The 23,367-nt window shown below is 44.8% G+C and carries 22 protein-coding genes; 18 read left to right on the plus strand and 4 right to left on the minus strand.

Annotated elements, in window-relative coordinates; translation table 11 throughout:
* The first annotated feature begins 21 nt into the window (after positions 1–21).
* The 5 genes from H8S54_RS07835 to H8S54_RS07855 all read left to right on the plus strand — a co-directional run bounded on the left by H8S54_RS07835 (position 22) and on the right by H8S54_RS07855 (position 3,960).
* Positions 22–822, plus strand: coding sequence for a hypothetical protein (locus H8S54_RS07835; RefSeq protein ID WP_117854582.1), 801 nt, complete (start codon positions 22–24; stop codon positions 820–822).
* A 52-nt stretch (positions 823–874) separates the two neighbouring features.
* The gene (locus H8S54_RS07840) at positions 875–1,285 is read left to right on the plus strand and encodes a prepilin peptidase (protein ID WP_186901222.1); all 411 of its coding nucleotides are present in this window, start codon (positions 875–877) and stop codon (positions 1,283–1,285) included.
* The gene (locus H8S54_RS07845) at positions 1,282–1,710 is read left to right on the plus strand and encodes a TadE/TadG family type IV pilus assembly protein (protein WP_243176711.1); all 429 of its coding nucleotides are present in this window, start codon (positions 1,282–1,284) and stop codon (positions 1,708–1,710) included. The genes H8S54_RS07840 and H8S54_RS07845 overlap by 4 nt, the downstream gene beginning before the upstream one ends.
* A 6-nt stretch (positions 1,711–1,716) precedes the next feature.
* Positions 1,717–3,198: a DUF6382 domain-containing protein gene (locus H8S54_RS07850; protein WP_186901223.1), complete on the plus strand. Its 1,482-nt coding sequence runs from the start codon at positions 1,717–1,719 to the stop codon at positions 3,196–3,198.
* A 159-nt stretch (positions 3,199–3,357) separates the two neighbouring features.
* Positions 3,358–3,960: a rhomboid family intramembrane serine protease gene (locus H8S54_RS07855; protein WP_021925959.1), complete on the plus strand. Its 603-nt coding sequence runs from the start codon at positions 3,358–3,360 to the stop codon at positions 3,958–3,960.
* Here H8S54_RS07855 and H8S54_RS07860 read toward each other — a convergent pair.
* Entirely contained in the window at positions 3,927–4,610 is a 684-nt protein-coding gene (locus H8S54_RS07860) for a sensor histidine kinase (RefSeq protein ID WP_021925960.1), read from the minus strand. The genes H8S54_RS07855 and H8S54_RS07860 overlap by 34 nt on opposite strands.
* 173 nt (positions 4,611–4,783) lie before the next feature.
* On the opposite strand from H8S54_RS07860, the gene H8S54_RS07865 reads away from it, so the two are divergent.
* On the plus strand, positions 4,784–5,188 hold the full coding sequence (locus H8S54_RS07865) for an HIT family protein (RefSeq protein WP_021925961.1): 405 nt from the start codon (positions 4,784–4,786) through the stop codon (positions 5,186–5,188).
* 19 nt (positions 5,189–5,207) lie between these two features.
* Positions 5,208–5,735, plus strand: coding sequence for an RNA polymerase sigma factor (locus tag H8S54_RS07870; protein WP_021925962.1), 528 nt, complete (start codon positions 5,208–5,210; stop codon positions 5,733–5,735).
* Positions 5,736–5,786: 51 nt separating this feature from the next.
* On the opposite strand, the gene H8S54_RS07875 is transcribed toward H8S54_RS07870, so the two are convergent.
* Positions 5,787–6,851, minus strand: a complete 1,065-nt coding sequence (locus tag H8S54_RS07875; protein ID WP_021925963.1) for an undecaprenyldiphospho-muramoylpentapeptide beta-N-acetylglucosaminyltransferase — start codon at positions 6,849–6,851, stop codon at positions 5,787–5,789.
* Between the two features lie 89 nt (positions 6,852–6,940).
* Between H8S54_RS07875 and H8S54_RS07880 the strand changes: the two genes are divergently transcribed.
* Both H8S54_RS07880 and H8S54_RS07885 read left to right on the plus strand, forming a co-directional pair.
* Entirely contained in the window at positions 6,941–7,471 is a 531-nt protein-coding gene (locus H8S54_RS07880) for a hypothetical protein (RefSeq protein ID WP_021925964.1), read from the plus strand.
* Positions 7,472–7,519: 48 nt separating this feature from the next.
* Positions 7,520–9,136: an MBL fold metallo-hydrolase RNA specificity domain-containing protein gene (locus H8S54_RS07885; protein ID WP_186901224.1), complete on the plus strand. Its 1,617-nt coding sequence runs from the start codon at positions 7,520–7,522 to the stop codon at positions 9,134–9,136.
* 98 nt (positions 9,137–9,234) lie between these two features.
* On the opposite strand, the gene H8S54_RS07890 is transcribed toward H8S54_RS07885, so the two are convergent.
* Positions 9,235–9,477, minus strand: coding sequence for a TIGR03905 family TSCPD domain-containing protein (locus H8S54_RS07890; protein WP_021925966.1), 243 nt, complete (start codon positions 9,475–9,477; stop codon positions 9,235–9,237).
* Positions 9,478–9,700: 223 nt separating this feature from the next.
* Between H8S54_RS07890 and H8S54_RS07895 the strand changes: the two genes are divergently transcribed.
* The 9 genes from H8S54_RS07895 to H8S54_RS07935 all read left to right on the plus strand — a co-directional run bounded on the left by H8S54_RS07895 (position 9,701) and on the right by H8S54_RS07935 (position 22,041).
* The gene (locus H8S54_RS07895; protein ID WP_021925967.1) at positions 9,701–10,402 is read left to right on the plus strand and encodes a 5'-methylthioadenosine/adenosylhomocysteine nucleosidase; all 702 of its coding nucleotides are present in this window, start codon (positions 9,701–9,703) and stop codon (positions 10,400–10,402) included.
* A gap of 64 nt (positions 10,403–10,466) precedes the next feature.
* Positions 10,467–10,835, plus strand: a complete 369-nt coding sequence (locus H8S54_RS07900) for a hypothetical protein (protein ID WP_021925968.1) — start codon at positions 10,467–10,469, stop codon at positions 10,833–10,835.
* Between the two features lie 81 nt (positions 10,836–10,916).
* Positions 10,917–12,125 carry a class I SAM-dependent methyltransferase gene (locus H8S54_RS07905; protein ID WP_021925969.1) on the plus strand — a complete coding sequence of 403 codons (1,209 nt, stop codon included), beginning with the start codon at positions 10,917–10,919 and terminating at the stop codon, positions 12,123–12,125.
* An 11-nt stretch (positions 12,126–12,136) separates the two neighbouring features.
* Positions 12,137–14,587 carry a hypothetical protein gene (locus H8S54_RS07910; protein WP_186901225.1) on the plus strand — a complete coding sequence of 817 codons (2,451 nt, stop codon included), beginning with the start codon at positions 12,137–12,139 and terminating at the stop codon, positions 14,585–14,587.
* A gap of 82 nt (positions 14,588–14,669) precedes the next feature.
* Positions 14,670–16,160 carry a UDP-glucose--hexose-1-phosphate uridylyltransferase gene (gene galT / locus H8S54_RS07915; protein WP_186901226.1) on the plus strand — a complete coding sequence of 497 codons (1,491 nt, stop codon included), beginning with the start codon at positions 14,670–14,672 and terminating at the stop codon, positions 16,158–16,160.
* Positions 16,161–16,349: 189 nt separating this feature from the next.
* Positions 16,350–17,840 (plus strand): InlB B-repeat-containing protein, encoded by a 1,491-nt coding sequence (locus H8S54_RS07920; RefSeq protein ID WP_186901227.1) that lies wholly within the window; start codon positions 16,350–16,352, stop codon positions 17,838–17,840.
* 193 nt (positions 17,841–18,033) lie between these two features.
* Positions 18,034–19,425 carry an asparagine--tRNA ligase gene (gene asnS, locus H8S54_RS07925; protein ID WP_021925973.1) on the plus strand — a complete coding sequence of 464 codons (1,392 nt, stop codon included), beginning with the start codon at positions 18,034–18,036 and terminating at the stop codon, positions 19,423–19,425.
* A 14-nt stretch (positions 19,426–19,439) separates the two neighbouring features.
* Positions 19,440–20,492, plus strand: a complete 1,053-nt coding sequence (locus H8S54_RS07930; RefSeq protein WP_173766525.1) for a metallophosphoesterase family protein — start codon at positions 19,440–19,442, stop codon at positions 20,490–20,492.
* A 16-nt stretch (positions 20,493–20,508) separates the two neighbouring features.
* The gene (locus tag H8S54_RS07935; RefSeq protein WP_186901228.1) at positions 20,509–22,041 is read left to right on the plus strand and encodes an AAA family ATPase; all 1,533 of its coding nucleotides are present in this window, start codon (positions 20,509–20,511) and stop codon (positions 22,039–22,041) included.
* A gap of 149 nt (positions 22,042–22,190) precedes the next feature.
* Here the strand turns inward: H8S54_RS07935 and H8S54_RS07940 are convergent, their stop codons facing one another.
* Positions 22,191–23,366: a ribose-phosphate pyrophosphokinase gene (locus H8S54_RS07940; RefSeq protein ID WP_021925976.1), complete on the minus strand. Its 1,176-nt coding sequence runs from the start codon at positions 23,364–23,366 to the stop codon at positions 22,191–22,193.
* Between the last annotated feature and the right edge of the window lies 1 nt (position 23,367).

A 23,367-nucleotide genomic window follows, 5' to 3' on the forward strand; every position in this document is an offset into this window, starting at 1 on the left:
AGATGCTTTTCCGAAAAGGAGATGGGAATATTGGATGAGATTATGCAAAAAGATATACAGACTCTGAAAGAGCGAAGAACAAGAAGGAATAGTTCTCTGGGAAACCATTTCGCAAAAGCATCCCCGGCTTTGGTGCGGAACCCTTTCGGCAAAGCGTCTTTGTGCGCCTTTTTGAAAAACTTAAGTACAAAGCTAAAGAAAGCCAGTCTTACTGTAGAGGCGGCAATGGTACTGCCTCTGTTTTTCCTGACAATGGTAACTATGATTTCTTTTATGGATTTATACAAGCTTCAGACAGAGCATCTGAGCAAGCTGTGCCAGAATGCCAAGGATGCAGGAATGTACGCCTATGCAGTAAGCGGAGGAACAGAAGAGATTACGCTTCCGGATGTCTATTCCTATAAGCCTGTGGCAGGAATCATACCGCTCCCAGCCAAATGGAATTACAATTCCGTAAAAGTCCATGCGTGGACAGGAGCCAGCTGGGAGGAGACCAGTGATCCAAACGAAAGCCCGGAGAAAATGGTCTATGTGACAGCTTCCGGAACGGTATACCACAAGAGCCTGGACTGCAGTCATTTGAAGCTGTCGGTTTCCCGGATTTCAGGGTCAGAGGTTTCCTCTAAGAGAAATGATTCCGGAGAGAAATATTATGCCTGCGAAAGCTGCAGCAAAGGCCAGAAGCCGGGAAGCTATGTTTACATTACCAAATCCGGGAACCGTTTTCACAATGACAGAACCTGCAGCGGACTGAAAAGAACGGTGCGTCTGGTAAAAGAGTCAAAAGCAGCGAACCTGTCTGTCTGCAAAAGATGCGGATAAGGTACTGTGCTGCATGTTTGTGAAAGAAACGAAAAACATGGAGGGGATGAAAGTGGAACAGATTTTTGTGCTTGCGTTTCTGGGAATAAACAGCTGGAAGGATATCCGAAAAAGGGAGGTTTCTCTGCTTGCAACCGGAATATTTGCTGTGATTGGAATCATAAATGCGCTCTGGCACGGAACTATATTCTGGGAGTGGATTGGGGCCGTAGGATTTGGCACTGCACTGATCGCGCTGAGTGTAGTTTCAAAAGGAGCAGTGGGAATGGGAGACGGACTGGTTCTGGCAGCTCTTGGAACCGTGCTCACCTTTGGAGAACTGCTGGGTGTATTTATGATGGGGCTTTTGTGCTGCGGTGTGTGGGGAATCATTCTGCTCATATTGCCGCGCACTGGAAGAAAGACCGAGATTCCCTTTGTTCCGTTTCTTTTGCTTGGATATATAGGAGGACTGATTTATTGAAAAAGCAGTTGAGAAAGGGAAGCATGGCAATAGAAACGGCACTTTTAATGCCTGTGATCCTGCTGGTAATTATGACGGTGCTATATTTGTTTTTTTATGTACATAACAGGGCGTGGCTTACAGCTGCTGCATACGAGGCTGCTCTTTCAGGAAGTATGGAAGCAGCAGTTCCAGACGGAAACAGCCGGGAAGCGGCGCTGAAAAAAGGAAATGAGCTTGGGGATACAGGCTTTTTTGGGAGTGAAAATCTGAAGGTGCAGGCGGAGGAGGGCAAAAAGGTACAGGTCACGTATGATTTGGATACGTTTTCCGTTTATGGAGGATTTCGCAGTCATCTGAAGGTTCAGGAAGCTGTGAAAGTGATAGATCCTGTGTCCTGGATTCGCAAAGTGAAAAGTGCATCAGAAAGTATAAAGGGGGAATAAGCAAAAATGAAAGCGGAATATAAAAGAGACCTGAGTGGGAATTATCTGGTGCTGTACGAGGAAGAAGAGCCAGACACTTCCTCCTATCAGATGAGAATGCTGGTGGGAAATACCATTCCGTCCGTTTTAAAGTGCAGGGTGCAGGGCGTGGACGGACAGTTTATGGTCTGCTTCGACATTACTTCGAAACAGTCTGTACTTTCGTTATATGAGGAAAAGAAGATTGGATATGAGGACCTTCAGATGATCCTTGGCGGTTTTGTGCAGGTCATGGAGGAGATGGCGGAGTATTTGCTGAATCCGTCCAGGCTGTTGCTAAAGCCGGAATATATGTATGTGGATGTGGAGAAAAGACAGCTGTATTTCTGTTATTTGCCGGGTTACGACCAGGATGTGCGGCAGGAATTTCAGGAGCTGACAGAATATATTCTTCCGCTGCTTGATCATGAGGATTCCAGGGCTGTAATGCTGGGATACGGAATATACAGAAGAGCGCTGGAGGACAGCTTTCATCTGGAACACATTAAACAGGAATTATACCAGGAACGTTCTGAGACTGCCAAAACAGACTCGGCCATAAATGCAGCTTCCCGGCAAAAGACGGACAAAGAGGGAACAGACACGGGCTTTATGGATGTTGCTGCTGCGCACCCCGGTACTGACTTTTCAGCCAGACCAAACGGGAAGACGGAGCAAGAAGAAATAAATATAAATCCGGAAGAGGTTATGTGGCAGGAGGAACCTGCCAAAGAAAGCAGAAAGTCCGGAAAATCCCAGGAGAAAGGAATCTTTATCTGGTGTCTTTCGGTTGCGGCCGTGGCATTGCTGGTGATTATTGCGGAAACACTGGGATATCTGCCCAGAATTTCTGTGACAGCCGTGCTTGGATGTGTGATAGTGGCTATGGGCATTGGTATGCTGTATGTCTGGATTTTGTCGCTGTTGAAGAAAAAAGGTCAAAAAATATCCGAAAATCAGGAAACCCCAATGCCAAAGGAAAGCAGAAAGTGTGGAAAACAGTCCCTGAAGCATATGGAAATATCTGAAGATGAAACATATGGAACTGAAAGGACTGAGGAAAAAACTGGAAAGAAACAGGAAGAAATCTACACAGAAAACAGCAGCTGTACTTCCAAAAGCCAGAAAACCAATTTTGGAGAAACTGTAGTTTTGTCCGCGAACATTGTCACTGGCCCGGCAACTTTAGTCAGCCGGGAACCAGGGGAGCTTGCAACTATTTATCTGCAGGAAGAGCTGACTGTGATCGGAAAAATGGAAACGGCAGCAGATGCAGTCATAGACCTTCCCACAGTAAGCCGAATTCATGCAAAAATCCGAAAACGGGATGGAGAATATTATCTTACAGATCTGAATTCACGGAACGGAACCTCTGTAAACGGAAAAATGCTAAAGAGTTCCGAAGAATACTGCCTTCAGGATCAGGACGAGGTAGACTTTGCCCAGGCAAGATATGTATTTCTGAAATAAATGAAGAAACCTTACATTTCCTGCATTTTGTCCAGGATAATCTGCCATAAAAATATTGAGGTATCAGAGAAATTGTGCTATACTTACGTTATTATCAGAAAGTAATAATGCAAGTTCTTATGCTATGATAAACTGAAAAATTTTCATCGGGGTGATTGCTTGGAGGAAATAAAAAAAGAACCTGTGACGGTTCTTTTTATACTTCTGAATATACTGATATTTGTGATTGTAGATTTTACAGGAGGCAGTGAGAATACTGTACATATGATCGCATGCGGAGCGGCATATCCGCCGCTGATTCTGGAAGAGGGCGAGACATACAGATTATTTACCTGCATGTTTCTTCACTTTGGAATCTATCACATTGCCAATAATATGCTGGTTCTGTTTGTACTTGGCCAGCGCCTGGAGCCGGTGTTGGGAAAAGTGAAATTTATCCTGGTTTACCTGCTGGGCGGTCTTGGCGGCAATATTTTCTCTCTCCTGATGGAGACCAAAAAGGCTGAATACGCAGTATCAGCCGGCGCATCCGGCGCAGTGTTTGCGGTGATGGGAGCAATGCTCTATGTAGTGATCCGAAGCCGCGGACGCATTCAGGACATTTCTGTACGTCAGATGATGATTATGGCAGGATTTTCCCTGTATTTTGGCTTTACAAGTACGGGCGTGGATAATGCAGCACATGTAGGCGGACTGGTCTGCGGATTTATACTGGCAGCTCTTTTATATCATCCGGGAAAAGTTTCCGGCAGAAGAATATGAAATTCACTTCCCTGGCCGGGAGTGCTTTCTACCTGAATGCTTCCGCCATGTGCCTGTATGATCTGCCTGGTGATTGCCAGACCAAGCCCGGTTCCATTTTCCTTAAAGGTTACAAACGGCTGGAAGATCTGGTCTAGCTGATTTCCTGCTATGCCGCATCCATTGTCCTTTATGGAAATGTGAATATAGCCTTCCTGCAAGACCACATGGAAGGATATTTTTCCACCAGGAAGTGAAACGGCTTCGGAAGCATTTCGCAGCAGATTCAGAAGGGCCTGCTTCAATTTTACCTGATCAATGAAAATGGCAGGCAGTGTATCCGGAATCTGAACATCCAGTGCAATTCCCAGATACTCACATGTGGGACGGATGCTGGAAATAAGCGAGGAAAGATACCTGTGGAAATCTGTTTTGCGGGGCATAAGCCTGTCAGCATTATTATACTCAGAAAGATTGTTTAAAAGTATTTTTGTGTATTCCAGATTATCCATAATATCATTCCAGTAACGGTAGGATGCAACCTCTGGATGTGTTTCCTCGATCATCTGAAGCTCACTGTTGATCAGGGAAATGGGATTGCGGATTTCATGAGAAAATCTGGAAAGAAGCAGACGGGATTCATCTGGTTCCTTTAATGTATTGTTCTGCATAAGATCACCTCATGGGAAGTGTAACATCAGTGTAAAAAAATGACAAACAAAATCGTACTGAAAAAATCGACAATACTCGACAACGAAAAACTATAAAATTTTTTTAATAAAAAATGTGATTTTAGCTATTCACAAACGTATTATTTATATATCTTTTTTGGGAGGAAAAGACTATGGAAAATTGTATTTTTTGTAAAATCGCAAACGGAGAAATTCCAGCAGCAACCTTATACGAGGATGAAGATTTCAGAGTAATTCTGGATCTGGGCCCGGCAAGCAAGGGACATGCACTGATCCTGCCCAAGGCACATGCTGCCAACATCTATGAAATTTCAGATGAAATGGCTGCCAAGGCAATGGTTCTGGCAAAGAAAATGGCTACGAAGATGACAGATGCACTGGGCTGCGACGGCTTTAACATTGTTCAGAACAATGGTGAGCAGGCAGGACAGACTGTCTTTCATTTTCACATGCATCTGATTCCAAGATATAAGGGCGACAAGGTTGGAATTGCCTGGGAGCCAGGAACATTAACTGACGAAATGAAGAATGAGATTCTGGAAAAAATGAACTGCTGATCAGGACAAGGTACGAGAGATGAATAGTGAAGAATTCAGAGCTTTTTATAGGCGTTACTATGATGTCTCAGTTAAACTTGCAAGCAGAATTGTACAGAGTCATTTTACAGCGGAGGATGTTACACAGGAAGTATTTTTATATTTTTACAGAATCAAAGACAGACTTGATATGTCCAGCGAAAGAAAGCTGTATTCGCTGGTAGTCACGGAAACAACCAATAAAGGCAGAGATTATCTCAGAAAATCTTATGTGAAGCGGGAAGTAATGTTTGATAATGAAGTGTCTGAACTGCAATATAAAAGTGTGGAAAGCGCAGAAGCAGCATTGCTCGGTATGGAGAAGGCACAGTATATCACCATGGCATTTGAGAATCTCCATCAGAAGAATCCAGTGAATTATGAAATTTTTATGAGGGTGGTCATGCTTGACATTTCCACTGATGAAGTTGCACGGGAGTTTGGATATACAAGAAACAATGTTAACAACAGAGTCCTCAGAGCCAAGAAATGGCTTTTGGAAGAGCTTGCAAGACTGGACAAAGAATAATTTGACTGAAAAAGCATACCTCTGCAGGATCGCAGAGGTATGCAGTAACAATCAGGAACGGGTACATTCTTCAATTAACTCAACAATATGCTGAATGGAATTCAGATTTTTACCTGCGGACATAGCCGAAATATATTTGTCACGATCCAGATAGAGCCTGTGGATTGCTTCCATCAGAGTGGATTCCGTAATTTCCTCTTCTTCAAGAACCATGCTGTAGCCCTGGCGTTCGAAGGAACGGGCATTGAGAATCTGGTCACCGCGGCTTGCCTTTGCAGATAACGGAATCAGGAGATTTGGTTTTGAAAGTGCGGCAAGTTCACAGATTGCGTTAGCTCCTGCACGGGAGATCACTACATCTGCCAGTGCAAACATGTCAGGAAGCTGTTCCTGTACATATTCGTACTGCACATAACCTGTCATTTGGATACTTTCATCCATTTTTCCCTTACCACAAATATGAATAACCTGGAATTCTTTCAGAAGTTCAGGAAGAATTTTCCGTACATTTTCATTTACAGAAGCAGCACCGAGACTGCCGCCGATTACAAGCAGAACCGGCTTCTCGGAAGTGAAGCCGCAGTATGCGCGGGCGCGTTCCTTGTCTCCGTGAAGAAGCTCCTGGCGGATAGGCGTTCCGGTAAGGACTGCCTTATCTTTGGGAAGACTGTTTACTGTTTCCGGGAAGTTGCAGCAGATTTTTGAAGCTGAAGAAAGACACAGCTTGTTTGCAAGACCCGGGGTCATGTCGGATTCATGAATAATCGCTGGAATGTGACGCTTTCCGGCTGCGATTACTACTGGGACGGTAACGAATCCGCCCTTTGAGAAAACCACATCAGGTTTCAGTTTTTTCATAAGTTTTTTTGCCTGAAAATAACCTTTCAGAACACGGAATGGGTCTGAAAAGTTTTTCCAGTCAAAGTAGCGTCTTAATTTACCGGAAGCAATTCCGTAATAAGGAATTCCAAGCTCCTCGATCAGTTTCTTTTCGATACCATCGTAGGAGCCGATGTAAGAGATTTCATAACCTTTTTCCTTTAAAGCAGGAATCAGGGCAATATTCGGGGTGACATGTCCGGCAGTACCACCGCCGGTAAGGATAATATGTTTCATAGGATCCTCCTGAATAGCATTTTTTATTTAATAAATATGAACCCTTGCAGTGGAATTGTCAAGAAAAGAAAAAAATCTGGGAGAAAATAATGAGTAAAGAAATAAAGGATGAGGAAGTAGACAAGCTGTTGGAAGATGAGCTGTTCCGAGAGGCTAAGATGATAGAGAAAAGCCTTCTGGGAGACCATGCAGATGAGCCTTCAGTCTCTGATGAAGAAATTGATAAGGCTTATGAAAGGTTTATGCAGCGCGTAAAAAAAGAAGGCCTGCAAAAAGAAAACAGCCAGGATACACAGACAGCAGAAATTGTGAAATTTCCCGGATCCCGGGGAATGGATAAATGGGAAAGAGAATTAGAAGAGATTGGCAGAACTGTGGATGATTCCTGGGATGATCAGGATCCTGTTCAGGAAGAGAACAATTTTGTCAATGAGCTTTCGAATATGATACATCCCATTGAAATTGAGAAACCGAAGTCATGGTACAAGCTTGCAAAAGCGTCTGGCTTTATCCTTCTTGCAGCAATCGGTCTTCTTGCAGGAAGTATGGCGAGCCAGGCGGATAATGCGAAATTTGTCAGTACCATTGAGCATATTATAGATCATAACACTATGCCGTGAAGGCTGGCTGAAAAATAAATAAAGTTCTGGGTAAAAGGGGGAATCTGCATGAAGATCACTTTTATTGGAGCAACACATGAGGTTACCGGAAGCTGCTATTATCTGGAAGCAGCCGGAAAAAAGTTTCTGGTAGACTGCGGAATGGAACAGGGGCCTAATTACTACGAGAATAAGGATATTCCTGTGCCGCCGGGAGATTTGGATTTTGTTCTTCTGACGCATGCGCATATGGACCATTCCGGCAATCTTCCTGCAATTTACGCAAAAGGATTTAAGGGACCAATCTATGCCACTGAAGCAACCTGCAATCTTTGCGACATTATGCTCCGTGACAGTGCCCATATCCAGATGTTTGAGGCTGAATGGCGCAACCGTAAGGCGAAGCGCCAGGGGAAACCGGAGTTTGTTCCGGCTTATACCATGGAAGACGCCATGGGCGTGATCCGAAACTTTGTAGGCTGTCCTTATGACAAGGGAATCATTCTTGGAGAGGGACTGCGGGTAAAATTTATTGACGCAGGTCATCTTCTTGGTTCCAGCAGCATCGAAGTGAATATTCAGGAAGATGGAGTGGAAAAGACCATTGTATTTTCCGGAGACATTGGAAATAAAGATCAGCCTTTGATAAAAGATCCGGTTTATTTCAAAAAAGCGGATTATGTGGTGATGGAGTCCACATATGGGGACAGAAGCCACGGAGAGCGGCCTGATTATGTAAGGCTTCTTGCCGACATTATCCAGGAGACTTTTGACAGAGGCGGAAATGTTGTGATTCCGTCCTTCGCAGTGGGAAGAACCCAGGAAATGCTGTATTTCATCCGACAGATCAAAGCAGAGAACATGGTTCACGGTCATGGAAACTTTAAGGTATTTGTTGACAGTCCCCTTGCGAATGAGGCAACCAATATTTTTGGAATGCATAAGTATGACTGCTTCGATGAAGAAGCCATGGAACTGATCAATAAAGGAATCAATCCCATCAGCTTTCCGGGACTGAAAATTTCTGTTACCAGTGAAGATTCCAGGGCAATCAACTTTGATGAGGACTGCAAGGTAATTATATCCGCCAGCGGAATGTGTGATGCGGGCAGAATTAAGCATCATTTGAAACACAATCTGTGGAGGGAAGACAGCACCATTCTGTTTGTAGGATATCAGGCAGAGGGAACAGCAGGACGTGCACTGATCGAAGGGGCAACGGAGATCAAGCTGTTCGGTGAGCCGGTTCATGTGGCGGCGAAGATCTGCCGGATGCCTGGAATCAGCGGTCATGCTGATGTAAATGGTTTAATTGACTGGATCAAGGCATTCGAAGAAAAACCACAGAAAGTCTTTGTTACCCATGGAGAAGACAGTGTAACAGAAGTATTTTCCGCAAGACTGCGGGATGAAATGGGATACGATGCCTACGCACCGTTTAGCGGAACGGAATTTGACCTGGCCACAGGGGAATTTCTGTACGAGGCGCAGGGAATTCGCATCCAGAAGCCTTCCGCAGTTCAGAAGGCTTCTAAAGCTGCAAGGGCATACAATAAGCTTCTTGCCCTTGGACACCGTCTGTTGTCTGTTATCCGTAAGAACGAAGGATGCCCTAATAAAGACCTGGAGAAATTTTCCAGAGAAGTTCAATCCCTGTGCGACAAGTGGGACAGAACGGATATCTGATTTTTATTTGCCAATTGAGTCTGCCGATGCAGACAGCGAATCTATGAAATGTAAAAATGCCCCGGGGAAATCCCGGGGCAAAAAATACAAAACTTAAATTAAGAAAGTGCCTCTTTTAAAGCTGTTGCAAGCTGGTCTGGACATGAAGTTGGTCTGCGGCCGCACTGGATTCCCTCCAGACGTGCGATAACTTCCTTAGCCGGCATGCCTTCTACAAGCTTTGCTACACCCTGAGTGTTTCCAGAGCAGCCACCGATAAATTTCACATTGTGAACCTTCTGTTCATCATCAAGATCATACTGGATTGCCATAGAGCAAACACCTTTTGTCTTATATTCCATTGATTTTTCCTCCAATTGTTTTTTATAAAATAACAGGATCGGATCAGTTTCTGATCCAGCTATTATTATAGCAGAACATAATATAAGTTTCCATTCTAAATTTAAGTTGGATATAAGGGGAAGTTTTGTTATAATAAAGAAGAATCAAGAGGTAAAAGGCTGCTGGTTACTTTGTGACAGCGGCAATAAATGTTAAATTATATTTACAACAGGAGAATACAAAATGAAAAGCATAGGTATTATCGGGGCAATGGAAGAAGAAGTTGCCATTTTAAAAGAAAAAATGGAAGATGTGAGAATTATCAAGAAAGCTTCCATGGATTTTTATGAGGGAACTCTGGCTGGAAGAAAAGCCGTTGTAGTGCGTTCCGGAATTGGCAAGGTAAATGCTGGAATCTGCGCGCAGATTCTTGCTGACGTATTTTCAGTAGAAGCAATCATCAACACAGGAATCGCAGGAAGCCTGAATAAGGACATCAATATTGGGGACATTGTTCTCTCTACAGATGTTGTGCAGCACGACATGGATGCTACCGGATTCGGATATCGCAAAGGCCAGATTCCACAGATGCCGGTATTTTATTTTGCAGCAGATGAGAAGCTTCGCCAGTTAGCAGCAGAGGTATGCCGCGAGGTGAACCCCGATATCCAGGTATTTGAGGGCAGAATTGCATCCGGTGATCAGTTTGTCTGCGACCAGGGCGTGAAGGACGGTATTGTATCTGAGTTTGCCGCATACGCAACCGAGATGGAAGGCGCTGCCATTGGACAGGCTGCTTATCTCAATGAGATTCCATTCCTTGTGATCCGCGCTATTTCTGACAAGGCAGACGGAAGTGCGCAGATGGATTACAGTGAATTTGAGAAAAAAGCAATCGAGCACAGTGTGAAGCTGACTTTGAATATGCTTGCAAGACTTGCATAATTAACGCCTGCCGGGAATGCTGCATATACTGGAAGTGAAATGGAAAAGGAATCAGAATGCTGATATGATATATAAAGATTTTTATCCATTTTACGCGAGCTATGCCAATCCCATGCTTTACAGAGGGGAGAAAGAACAGGAAGAAGAGTTTTCCCTGATGAAATCTTATTATCCGGAGACTGCCAGAAGGATTCAGGAGAAAGTGGAAGAAGAATGTGATCTTCTGGATTACGAGGGCAGCAGGCTGTACGATGAACATCCGGACCGCTACATGCTGTATCATCTTGGCAGGAAGATCATGGATGATGTCAGCCCGCAGGCAGGTATGGAAGCTATGTCAGACGGTCTTCTGGAGGATCTTGTTCAGGTGCTTTTATTTCACGAAATATCACGCAGACGGTGCCGGAGACGCAGATGCCGGGGCTGGTATTAAAAGAAGGAAGCCCTGACCGAAGCAAAATATGATAACAGAATTTTACAATAGATATAGTGGAAGCTTTATAATATTAAAAAGATGAAAACAATAGACGAATATTTAGACGAACAGATCAATGAGCAGTTATGCCAGGCCGTATTAAGCGGAAGCAAAGGAGAAGGGCCTTCCAAAGCGAAGATACGTCCTGTAGAAATCAAAGGACAGGTGATTTACCAGGTTTCTGAGACTGTTGGAACGAAAGTACTTCACAGGAATTATCACCGTGAGGAACTGATACAGTATCTGAAAGAGGGACTGCAGCATCACTTTTCACAGCTTCAGTCCAGTGGGATGACGCTGGACGGTACTGTTCTGGTGAGCAAGAAGGGAAAAGTAACCATTAAGACCAGACGTCATCCCGGTAATGCACAGAACCAGAGTACTTCTGGGAAAGACAAGCCTGCCCAGACTGGTGAAAAGAAACAGATACTGGCACACAACCGTGTGAAGCAGTATATTCTCAAAGAAAATACTCCAGTTCCATTCCTTGTGGACCTTGGAGTTATGAATAAAGAGGGACGGATCATCACGCAGAAATATGATAAATTCCGGCAGATCAACCGCTTTCTGGAATTTATCCAGGACATTCTTCCAAAGCTGGATCAGCAGAAGGAAGTTACGATATTGGATTTTGGCTGCGGAAAGTCCTACCTTACTTTTGCCATGTATTATTATTTAAGAGAACTTAAAGGCTATGATGTAAATATTATCGGCTTGGATCTGAAAACAGATGTCATTGAGAAATGTAATGGGCTGGCTGTTAAATACGGCTATGAGAAGCTGCATTTTTATCAGGGAGATATTGCAGATTATGAGGGTGTATCTTCTGTAGATATGGTAGTGACTCTTCATGCCTGCGATACTGCCACGGATTACGCACTTGCCAAAGCTGTAGAGTGGGGCGCCAAAGTAATCCTTTCTGTTCCATGCTGTCAGCATGAGGTGAACCGCCAGATTAAGAATGACACGCTGGAACCGATTCTGAAGTATGGGATTCTCAAGGAAAGAATGTCTGCTTTACTCACAGATGGAATTCGTGCCAATCTGCTGGAAAGTATGGGGTATGAGACTCAGATCCTGGAGTTTATCGACATGGAGCATACGCCTAAGAATCTTCTGATCCGTGCAGTAAAAACTGGTAATAAAAGAAAAATGGATGATGCAGCAGAGCTTATGAATGCTTTGCATATCAGGCCGACACTGGAAAAACTTCTGTACCCGGAGGGGGAGGTACATTCAGAAAATTAAGGGGAGAAAAAATGATAAAATTTTTACGCAGAGCAGTGATTCTCCTGTTTATTTTTGTTCTTGGCGTGGCAGGAAGCTCACTTCTGCTGAACAGCGAGACCACGGATGACCGCTCTGATATGAATGATCCGGTTTTCCCGGAAGTAATGGTTAATTTTGACGGAAACTATGGAAACAGGATGTACGGTTATGCGCAGCCCATGCAGTCGGATTTTACCAGAGACAGTGTAACCCCGCTGGATACTTCGAAGGAATTGTCCCTGGTGGTGAATCCCTATGATACGAAGGTTACAAGTCTTTCCTATGAGATCCGTACTTCCGACGGCAGCAAGGTACTGGAAAACCGCAAGGTCAAAAGTCTGGACAAGCTGGACAGCTATCTGGCCACGACTATAAAGATCAGCAGTGACCTTCTGATGAACCAGGAGTATTCCCTGCAGATCTCGCTGGAAACAAATAAAGGAACGGCTTACTACTATACCCGCGTTGTTTCCAGATCCAATGTGAATGCATCCCAGTATATTAAGTTTGTCACAAGCTTTTATGAGAAATGCATGGATAAAGCGGCGGCAGAGGATCTGACCAGTTATCTGGAACCGGACAATTCCAGAACTACAGTCAATTATACAGATGTGGACATCAATTCCACATTTGCCCAGATCAGCTGGGGAAATTTAAGCCCGCAGATATACAGAAGCGGAATCCCGGTTGTGAAGGATATCAATGAGACAACTGCCAGTGTTTCCCTGGAATATCAGATTGCCGCTCTGGATGATAATGGAAATCAGGAAATTTATGATGTAACAGAGTTTTACAGAATGCGCTACACAGAAACCAGAATTATGCTTCTGGATTTCAAGCGAAGTGCATCCCAGGTATTCAACGAGAATTCCATTTATATTTCGGACAAGGGACTTCTCCTTGGGGTAAGAGATAAGAATGTGGAATATATGATGAATGAAACTGCCGGAGTTCTGGCATTTGTTCAGGAGGGTGATTTGTGGTCCTATTCTCCGACAGATGGTAAGTTTTCCAGAATTTTCAGCTTCCGTAAGGAGAATGATGGAGATTTCAGAGATGCAAGATACAAGCACGATATTAAGATCATTCGTGTGGAAGACAACGGAGATGTGGATTTTGTGCTGTATGGATATATGAACCGGGGTGTCCGGGAAGGATACTGCGGTGTCTGTGTATACCACTACAGCAATGACCAGAATGTGGTGGAAGAGAAAGTCTTCATTCCATCAACAGAATCTTATGAGTTCCTTAAGGAAGACCTTGGAACATTGTCTTACGTAAGCACAGATAATTCTCTGTTTCTTTTGTTTGCACAGAAGCTGTACAGAGTCAATATTTCAGAGGGAACCAGCGAGGTGCTGGATGAGGGAATTCATACAGATGAGTTCGCGGTTTCAGAGACAAATGCTCATGCAGCCTGGGTGATCCAGAAGGGAGAGAGTGCCGGAAACATAAAGGAAATTGATTTTGAAACCCTGGAAACCAGAACCCTTGCGCCGTCAGACGGACAGTCACTTGTGCTTTCCGGATTCATGAATGAGGATATGGTTTATGGAATTGTGGTGGATGGCGATATTGTGACAGACAGCAATGGCCATGAAACCACAGGAATTCATACAATCCGCATAGAAGCATTTGACGGAACCCTAAAAAAGGAATATCATCAGGAAGGACTTTATATAACCAATGTGACAATGGGAAGCACCATAATGGAGTTTCAGCTTTCCCAGAAGACAGGCAGCGGCTATCAGGCAGTAGATAAAGATAATATCCTGAACAATACAAAGGCATCTGCCAACACAGTATCTGTAGAACTGGTAAGCAGCACCAGAGCAGGAACACAGATCAGACTGTCCCTGGATGAAGCACCGGAAATCCAGGAACCATTAGTAATCTATTCAAAGATGAAGAGTGTGAAGGATGAATATATTGCCCTGGACACTCAGGTGCCGGATGACAACGTATATTATGTATATGCGAAAGGCGGTCTGGACAGCACATACACAGATCCTGCCCAGGCAGTTTTAAGGGCAGATGAACAGACTGGAGTAGTACTGAACCGCGCCCAGCAGTATGTATGGGAGCGCGGAAACAAGAAGACAAAGCTGACGCTGAATCTTGATGACATACCGGAAGCAATGAAGAGCGCATCCCTGGATGTGGCTGTTTTACAGGAAAGCCTTGGAGATGGGGGAACTGTAATTGATCTTTCCGGATGTACCCTGGACAGCGTACTCTATGAGATCAGTGCCCAAAGACCTGTCATTGCCAAAACCGGTGATAATACCAGTGTGGTGATCGTCGGATATGATGAATACAACACCTATCTTTACGATCCTGTGAAGGGAGAGACATATCCTTATGGTATGAATGACAGCACTGCATTATTTGAGGCAGCAGGCAATATTTTTATCAGTTATATAGAAAATCCGGATTTCTGATGAGCTGGAGCAATGAAGCAGCTGGGGCAAATTCATTTTGCCCCCTGACATAAAAAATAAAGCAACAGGAAAGGACAGAAAAATGTTAAGCGAAAACATCAAAAAACTGGTACAGTACGGAATTGAGACAGGACTGACTCCTGCCTGCGAGAAAAATTACACAACAAATCTTCTGCTTGATGTTTTTAAGGAAGACGAGTACACAGAACCGGAAGAGGAATACTCCAATATTAATCTGGAAGAGGTTCTGAAGGAACTTCTTGACGAAGCTGTAGAACGCGGCCTGATTCAGGACAGCGTAGTTTACAGAGACTTGTTTGATACTAGGCTGATGAACTGTCTTATGCCTCGTCCTGCTCAGGTTCAGAACACTTTCTGGGAAAAATATAAGGAATCCCCGGAAGAAGCGACTGATTATTTCTATAAATTAAGCCAGGACAGTGACTACATCCGCCGCTATCGTGTAAAGAAGGATCAGAAGTGGACCGTAGATTCTCCTTATGGAACCATGGATATCACCATCAACCTTTCTAAGCCGGAGAAGGATCCAAAAGCCATTGCAGCAGCCAAGCTGATTAAATCCAGCAGCTATCCGAAATGCCTTCTTTGCCCGGAGAATGAGGGATATGCAGGACGCGCCAACCATCCGGCAAGAGAGAATCACAGAATCATTCCGCTCACCATCAATGACAGCTCGTGGGGAATGCAGTATTCTCCATATGTATATTACAATGAGCACTGTATTGTATTTAACTGCAGGCATACTCCGATGAAGATTGAGAGAAACACATTTATCAAGCTATTTGATTTCGTGAAGCTGTTTCCTCATTACTTCCTTGGCTCCAATGCGGATCTTCCGATTGTTGGAGGCTCCATTTTAAGCCACGATCATTTCCAGGGCGGACATTATACCTTTGCTATGGCAAAAGCAGAAATCGAGAAGTCGGTAACGATTCCGGGCTATGAGGATGTGGAAGCTGGAATTGTAAAATGGCCGCTTTCCGTTCTTCGTATCCGCCACAAGGATGAGAAGAGACTGGTGGATCTTGCCACTCATGTGCTGGAGGTATGGAGAGGCTACACCGATGAGGCTGCATTTATTTATGCAGAAACAGACGGAGAACCGCACAACACCATCACTCCGATCGCACGTAAAAGAGGTGACATGTTCGAGCTGGATCTTACATTAAGAAACAACATCACTACAGAGGAGAATCCGCTGGGCGTATATCATCCTCATGCAGAGTATCATCATATTAAGAAGGAGAACATCGGTCTGATCGAGGTTATGGGACTTGCGGTTCTTCCTGCAAGACTGAAAGAGGAACTGGAGCTGCTTGCAGAGTACATTCTGGAAGGTAAGGATATTTCCTCCAATGAGAAGATTGAGAAGCATGCGGACTGGGTAAAAGGCTTCCTTCCAAAATACGATCATCTGGACAAAGATAACATTGAAGAAGTTCTGCACAAAGAAGTGGGAAATGTATTTGTACATGTCTTGGAAGATGCAGGTGTATACAAATGCACGGAAGAGGGCAGAGAAGCCTTCATGAGATTTGTTCAGGCACTGTAAATCTTGATGGGAAACAGCTCGTTTGCAACATATAAGTAACAAAAATGTAACAAAACTACAAAACATGTTGGATTTTGGTTGAAAGAAAAAGGAATTTCCGTTATACTAAAGCCAACAGGAAATAGAAAAGCAACGATTCACTTTGTGTACATTGTGACGGAAACAGATTTATGGAGCAGAGGAGTGTCTATGAGAGATAAGCATAAAAGAAAGCAAAGGATTTTCTGGGTTCTGCTGCTGGCAGCGCTGGTATGGTACGGAAGCCTGACAGGAAGCGGCAGATCCGGTGGAGGTACCTATAATGTACAGGCTGCAACCACCAATGTAGTAGCCAGATTCTGGAATACAAACGGCAGGCCTGTTTACAATCAGCTTCGGATCAAGACCACAGCGGGAAAGAGAATTAAGTTGCCGTCCGTTCCATCTGTCAAGGGGTATCGGAATCTTGGATGGTCTACCAGAAAGAATGCGACGAAGATCACCTACAAAGCTGGTCAGACGATCACTTTGAAGAAGAATTTAAGTCTGTATGCAGTCCGCAAAAAAGTAGGAACTTATACAGTTGCATTTTATAACAGCAATGGTTCCTCCAGTACAGCTTTTGCCAAGCTGAAGACGACGGTTACCAAGAATGATTACCTGACACTGCCGTCCGTTCCGGCTAAGAGCGGATATGAGGTTCTGGGATGGAGCACCAGCAAGAATGCTTCCCGTGCAAATTATGCAGTCGGCAAGAAGATACGGATCAAGAAATCGCAGAGGCTTTATGCTGTTTATAAAAAGAATGCTACAGTAACGCTTTGCAAGAACAATGGAGCCGTTTATAAGACCATAAGCGTCAGATCCGGAACTTCTTATAAGCTTCCTTCCGTAAGCAACGCTTCCGGATATACATTTATGGGCTGGGATTATCAGCCTGGCAAGTGTGTTGCCCCGCGTTATGAAGCGGGAGAATCCATTACTGTAAATGGAAACGTGAAATTATACGCAGTAGTATTTAACCGGTCAGCAGAAGAAGAGCTAAGTTCTTCTGATCTGCTTGCAAGCAGCGGATGGAGAATGGGAAACGGAAGCACCAGCAGAGGATATAATCATATCATATTCGTGGGTGATTCCAGAACCGTGCGCATGCAGCTGACCCTGCAGAGACAGTTCGGCACAGATTCCAATGTTCTGCGGGATATCGATTTCGTGTGCCAGGAAGGGCAGGGACTTAGCTGGCTGAAAGAGACTGGAATGAACAGTATTCTTTCTAAGGCACAGGCCTACTATTCCGTACAGAGACCGACAGCAGTCATCTTCAATCTGGGTGTAAACGATCCGGGGCAGATGTATAATTATGTAACGTATCTTAAGCAGATTGCCGGAGAACTGCAGAAAAAGAACTGCAAGCTGTTCTTCATGTCAGTGAATCCGGTTAACAGCAAGGTAATCCAGGTACGTGGCTTTAACAAGCTGAGAACAGAGGAGGTTGTGCGTAAGTTCAACACAGTTGTGAGTGCGGGACTGAATGGAACCTATACCTACATTGATACCTATTCCTACCTGCTTAATACAGGATTTGGCACCAATCGCGGTGCTGGCGGCGCGGATGTTACCGTAGATGATGGTCTCCACTACACCACCAAGACCTATAAGCGGATATTCAAGTATTGTCTTGACTATCTAAGCGAGCACTAACAAGAGAATACGAATTCAAGAGAACACGAAGCAATGAACCAAAGAAGACCAGGATGATCCTGCCGGGAAACAGCAGTTCCGGCAGAAATCTGCGGTCTTCTTTTTGTGAAAATAACCTTGCGCGAAGAAGAGGAATAGTCTATACTATAGAGAAACGAGTGTTTGGAAAAATGAGGAGAAAGAGGAGCAGATTATGAAACTTACAACAGTAAAAGAGATTTACAGAGAACGGGAGAAATACCTGGACCAGGAGATTACTGTAGGCGGCTGGGTACGAAGCGTTCGTGATTCCAAGACTTTTGGATTTGTTGTTCTCCATGATGGAACATATTTTGAGACCCTTCAGGTCGTTTACCACGATACAATGGATAATTTTGCTGAGATTTCCAAACTGAATGTAGGCGCAGCAATTATTGTAAAAGGAACTCTGGTAGCTACACCTCAGGCGAAGCAGCCATTCGAGATCCAGGCCACAGAAATTTCAGTAGAGGGCGCTTCCGCACCGGATTATCCTCTTCAGAAGAAACGTCACAGCCTTGAATACTTAAGAACGATCACACACCTTCGTTCCAGAACAAATACCTTCCAGGCTGTGTTCCGTGTACGTTCCCTTTGTGCATATGCAATCCATAAGTTCTTCCAGGAGAGAGGATTTGTCTATGTACACACACCGCTTATCACAGGAAGCGACTGTGAGGGTGCTGGAGAGATGTTCCAGGTTACGACTATGGATCTGAATAACATCCCTACCGATGAGAAGGGAAACATCGATTATTCCAAGGACTTCTTCGGCAAGGAGACCAACCTGACAGTAAGCGGTCAGCTGAACTGCGAGACCTTTGCACAGGCATTCCGCAATGTATACACATTCGGACCTACATTCCGTGCAGAGAACTCCAACACCACACGTCATGCAGCTGAGTTCTGGATGATCGAGCCAGAGTGTGCATTCGCTGACCTCGAGGATAACATGAACCTTGCAGAGTCCATGCTGAAATATGTGATCCGCTATGTACTTGAGAATGCTCCGGAAGAGATGAACTTCTTCAATTCCTTCGTAGACAAGGGACTTCTGGACCGTCTGAACCATGTTGCCAACTCTGAGTTCGGACGTGTTACCTACACAGAGGCAATCAAGCTTCTTGAGAAAAACAACGATAAGTTTGACTACAAGGTATCCTGGGGATGTGACCTGCAGACAGAGCATGAGCGCTATCTGACCGAGCAGATCTTTAAGAAACCGATTTTCGTTACAGACTATCCGAAGGAAATCAAAGCATTCTACATGAAGATGAACGAGGATGGAAAGACAGTAGCTGCCATGGACTGCCTTGTTCCTGGAATCGGTGAGATCATCGGAGGAAGCCAGAGAGAGGACGACTACGGCAAACTGAAAGCACGTATGGATGAGCTTGGACTGAAAGAAGAGGATTATGATTTCTATCTTGATCTTCGTAAATATGGTTCCACACGCCATTCCGGATACGGCCTTGGCTTTGAGCGTTGCGTTATGTATCTGACAGGAATGGGCAACATCCGCGACGTAATCCCGTTCCCGAGAACAGTTAACAACTGCGATTTATAAAATGAGGTAGAAGAATGAGATTTATTCATCTTGCAGACGTAAATCTTGGGGCAGTCCCTGACAGAGGCTGCCCGTGGAGCGAGAAGCGGGAGAATGAAATCTGGGAAACATTCCGCCGGGTTATTACGGGTATCCGTGAGAATCCGGTGGATTTGTTATTTATAGCCGGAGATCTGTTTCACCGCCAGCCCCTTTTAAGCGAACTGAAGGAAGTCAATGAACTGTTTGCATCCATCCCGAAAACCAGGGTTTATCTTATGGCTGGGGATCAGGATTACATGAAAATAGACTCTTTTTACAGAACCTTTTCCTGGGCTTCCAATGTTGTGTTTTTTGCAGAAGAGAAGGTTGCCTGTGTGAAGGATGAGAAGCTGGATGTGTATGTATATGGCATGAGCTACGAGCATCCCGTAATCACAGAGGATCTGTATGCTGGCATCCGTCCGGAAAATAAGGAAGGAATCCATATCCTTCTGGCCCACGGCGGAGACCGTCAGCACTGTCCCCTTGATGCAGCGAAGCTTGCTGCCGCAGGCTTTGACTATGCTGCCCTGGGACACACGCATGCGCCTAGGGTTCTCATACGGGATAGAGCCCTTTACAGCGGTGCCCCGGAACCTCTTAAGCCAAATGATTTCGGAGAGCATGGATATATAGAAGGCCGGGCTGAGAATGGCAGAATAAAGACCAGCTTTGTTCCATTTTCCATGCGGACCTACCAGCAGCTTCTTTTGAATGTGAATACCGAAAGCACACAGCTTTCCCTTGAGGATAACCTGAAAGAAGAGCTCTTTAAAAGAGGCGGTCTGAATATCTACCGCGTGATCCTTCAGGGAAAAAGAAAGCCCGAGCTTCTTCTGATCCCCGAGCGTCTGAAAGCTTTTGGAAATATCACGGAGGTTCTGGATGAGACGGTTCCTGCCTATGATCTGGAAGCTTTGCAGCGGCAGTATGCAGGTACCCTGATCGGTGACTACATCAGCTATTTCCAGGGGAAAAACAGGAACACAGTGGAAGAGAAGGCCATGTATTACGGCCTTCAGGCTTTGCTGGAAACAAGCGTATGAACAGAGGAACACATAAATGATCTTAAATCGCATAACAATCAATAATTTTGGTGCCATTTATAACCGTACAATGGAATTTGCTCCTGGATTGAACCTGATCTGTGCTGAAGAAGAACGAGAAATCCTTTTTGATTTTATCAAAATCATGTTTTTCGGATTTTCAGACCCGTATGGAAAAGGCTGTGAAAACGATCTTTATACCCGGTATCAGCCAGAACAAGGCCAGGAATACGGTGGAATTCTCTGGTTTGAGGACCATGGGAAAAATTACCGCCTGACTCGTGATTTTGGAAAAGAGACCTACGTCTGCCAGCTTTTCTGCCAGGAGAACGAGAATGTTCTGGAACTAGGCTCAGACACTCCTGCCCACTTGATTTTTGGAAAGCTCAGTGAGAAATTATATGAGAATGCAGCAGATGTAAAAGCCCTGAAGGGCACTTCCGCCGCGGATTTTGCAAGAGAGCTTCACAATTATCTGGGCGCTCTGGAGAAATCCTGGGACAGCAGCATGCAGCTTGGCAGAGCGGACCAGATGCTGAAGATGTGGAGAAAGGGCTATTTAAGCCAGAAGGAGCGCTGGCAGAAGGACGTACAGCGCCAGCAGGATAAAATGTCCGCCAGACTGGAAGAACTGGAATCCCAGTTAGATGAGCTCCGGGACAGGAAAGGTCAGGTTGCACAGCAGCAGACAGAAATCTATTCTTCTGCCAGCAGGGAAGAGGAGACTCTTCTGGGCGAGCAGATCCGTACAACGGAAAAGAAAAATCTGGAGATGATTGCAGTTGCTGTAATCGCAGCTGTGGTTGGAATTGTAGGTCTTGTGGGACACTTCCAGATGGGAGATGAAATGTCCAGAGTTGGAATGGATGTTTGCGTGGCTGCTGCTGTGATTGCCATCATCTACTCTTTTTCCGTGAGGAGAAGGCTGCGCAGCGAACTTGCAAAGCAAAAGAAGAAAAAAGCCCGCATGCAGGTTCATCAGGACAAGCTGAAATTCAGTCAGGAGGATCTTGATGAAAATTATAATGAGATGCTGACTGCTTTTACCAATATTCAGAAGGATTACCAGGAATACGAAACGGAGACGGCACTGCCAAGGTCTGAGGATCTTGAGATCCAGGCGCTGAATCTTGCAATGGAGACCATCGGGACGCTGTCCGGGGATATTTACAGGGAGAGCGGCAGGAAGATCCGCATACGTGCTTCCAGAATCTTAAGAGAGCTGACGGATGGTAAATTCATAGAAGTTTTCCGCGACAACCAGCAGCACATTATGCTCGATACGGAACAGGGTCAGGCAGAACTGGAGAAATTCAGCCTGGCTGATATGAAGCTGGTTTACTTCGCCATCCGTATGGCAGCAGGAGAGCTGCTTGCTGCGAAGACCACACTGCCTGTAATGCTGGATGATCTCTGGAGCGGCTGCCCGGAAGAACAAATACTGTCCGCTCTTAAATGGCTGAAAAAACAGCCAGGACAGATATTTATAAGAACCGACAATGCTAAAATCACAGAACTTCTAGAGCACATTGAATATACGAAAATGTGACAGGAAACAAAGCCTTTCCCGTTTCCGTCACGAAAAATAAGGCTGAGGCTTTATCACTATCTGATAAAACTTCAGCCTTAAACGATTTCAAATCTAATTATCTCTTACGATATCAGAAACCAAATCCCCGTTGCTCCTGACATAACAGCTTATTTCTCATACTGAGCCATATAATTTTTTACGCAGCGCTTAATTCGGTCAACCGGGTTCAGCAGATGGCTGACAGACATATCATGATTCAGGGTATCAATGATCAGCGCAATATATTTGCTCATATCGCAGGAGATATAATACGGCTTCGCAAGCAGCTCCTCCGGCTGGTAAACCAGGTTAGTGGTAAGAAGTTTGTCAAATACCCCTGCCTCATGTGCCTCGTCAAATTTCTTAAGGCTGTCGGTAAACAGTCCAAATGTGGAGCACAGATAAATTTTGCCTGCACCTCTTTCTTTCAGAAGAGAAGCAATCTTCAGAATAGTCTCGCCAGAAGAAATCATATCGTCGATGAGAATCAGATCCTTGCCTGCTACATTTGGTCCAAGGAATTCATAAGCGGCGATAGGATGTCTGCCGTCTACATTCTTGGAATAGTCAAGGCGCTTGTAGTACATACCCATATCGACTCCAAGGATATTGGCAAGATAAATAGCACGGTTCATGCTTCCCTCATCCGGGCTGATGATCATAAAGTGCTCATTGTCAATGTGAAGTCCCTGCTCGTTCTTCAGAAGAGCTTTGATAAACTGGTAAGACGGATGCACAGTCTCAAATCCGTGAAGCGGTGTAGCGTTCTGGATCTGCGGGTCATGTGCATCGAAGGTGATGATGTTCTCAACACCCATATTGATAAGTTCATGGAGGGAAGTAGCACAGTCAAGTGACTCTCTTCCGATACGCTTGCTCTGGCGTCCCTCATAGAGATAAGGCATGATTACGTTTACACGGCGGGCCTTGCCTCCGATTGCTGCAATTACACGCTTCAGATCCTGATAATGATCGTCAGGAGACATCAGGTTGGTGTATTTGCCGATGGGGTAAGAGATATTGTAATTGCATACATCTACAAGAACATAAATATCGTCGCCTCGCACAGACTCGGTAACAACGCATTTGCCCTCGCCGGAGCCAAATCTTGGGTTCTGAACCTTTACCACATAGGAATCTCTTTTGTATCCTTCAAAGGCGAAAGAATCTGTTTCTGAATGCTCACGTTCCTTACGCCACTGTACAAGCCATTCGTCCACCTTCTGTCCTAAACTCTTGCAGCTTTCCAAAGGAACTAATCCCAGCCTTCCGACGGGAAGTGTAGTCAATTCTTCTTGTGCCATT

Source organism: Blautia segnis, assembly GCF_014287535.1.
Classification (GTDB): Bacteria; Bacillota; Clostridia; order Lachnospirales; family Lachnospiraceae; genus Blautia_A; species Blautia_A acetigignens.

Coding starts and splice junctions, on each gene's coding strand:
- H8S54_RS07865 (WP_021925961.1), top strand. CDS start 4,784: ATGGAAAATTGTATTTTTTGTAAAATCGCAAACGGAGAAATTCCAGCA.
- H8S54_RS07930 (WP_173766525.1), top strand. CDS start 19,440: ATGAGATTTATTCATCTTGCAGACGTAAATCTTGGGGCAGTCCCTGAC.
- H8S54_RS07920 (WP_186901227.1), top strand. CDS start 16,350: ATGAGAGATAAGCATAAAAGAAAGCAAAGGATTTTCTGGGTTCTGCTG.
- H8S54_RS07850 (WP_186901223.1), top strand. CDS start 1,717: ATGAAAGCGGAATATAAAAGAGACCTGAGTGGGAATTATCTGGTGCTG.
- H8S54_RS07835 (WP_117854582.1), top strand. CDS start 22: ATGGGAATATTGGATGAGATTATGCAAAAAGATATACAGACTCTGAAA.
- H8S54_RS07875 (WP_021925963.1), bottom strand. CDS start 6,851: ATGAAACATATTATCCTTACCGGCGGTGGTACTGCCGGACATGTCACC.
- H8S54_RS07880 (WP_021925964.1), top strand. CDS start 6,941: ATGAGTAAAGAAATAAAGGATGAGGAAGTAGACAAGCTGTTGGAAGAT.
- H8S54_RS07905 (WP_021925969.1), top strand. CDS start 10,917: ATGAAAACAATAGACGAATATTTAGACGAACAGATCAATGAGCAGTTA.
- asnS (WP_021925973.1), top strand. CDS start 18,034: ATGAAACTTACAACAGTAAAAGAGATTTACAGAGAACGGGAGAAATAC.
- H8S54_RS07870 (WP_021925962.1), top strand. CDS start 5,208: ATGAATAGTGAAGAATTCAGAGCTTTTTATAGGCGTTACTATGATGTC.
- galT (WP_186901226.1), top strand. CDS start 14,670: ATGTTAAGCGAAAACATCAAAAAACTGGTACAGTACGGAATTGAGACA.
- H8S54_RS07890 (WP_021925966.1), bottom strand. CDS start 9,477: ATGGAATATAAGACAAAAGGTGTTTGCTCTATGGCAATCCAGTATGAT.
- H8S54_RS07860 (WP_021925960.1), bottom strand. CDS start 4,610: ATGCAGAACAATACATTAAAGGAACCAGATGAATCCCGTCTGCTTCTT.
- H8S54_RS07935 (WP_186901228.1), top strand. CDS start 20,509: ATGATCTTAAATCGCATAACAATCAATAATTTTGGTGCCATTTATAAC.
- H8S54_RS07900 (WP_021925968.1), top strand. CDS start 10,467: ATGATATATAAAGATTTTTATCCATTTTACGCGAGCTATGCCAATCCC.
- H8S54_RS07940 (WP_021925976.1), bottom strand. CDS start 23,366: ATGGCACAAGAAGAATTGACTACACTTCCCGTCGGAAGGCTGGGATTA.
- H8S54_RS07910 (WP_186901225.1), top strand. CDS start 12,137: ATGATAAAATTTTTACGCAGAGCAGTGATTCTCCTGTTTATTTTTGTT.
- H8S54_RS07895 (WP_021925967.1), top strand. CDS start 9,701: ATGAAAAGCATAGGTATTATCGGGGCAATGGAAGAAGAAGTTGCCATT.
- H8S54_RS07885 (WP_186901224.1), top strand. CDS start 7,520: ATGAAGATCACTTTTATTGGAGCAACACATGAGGTTACCGGAAGCTGC.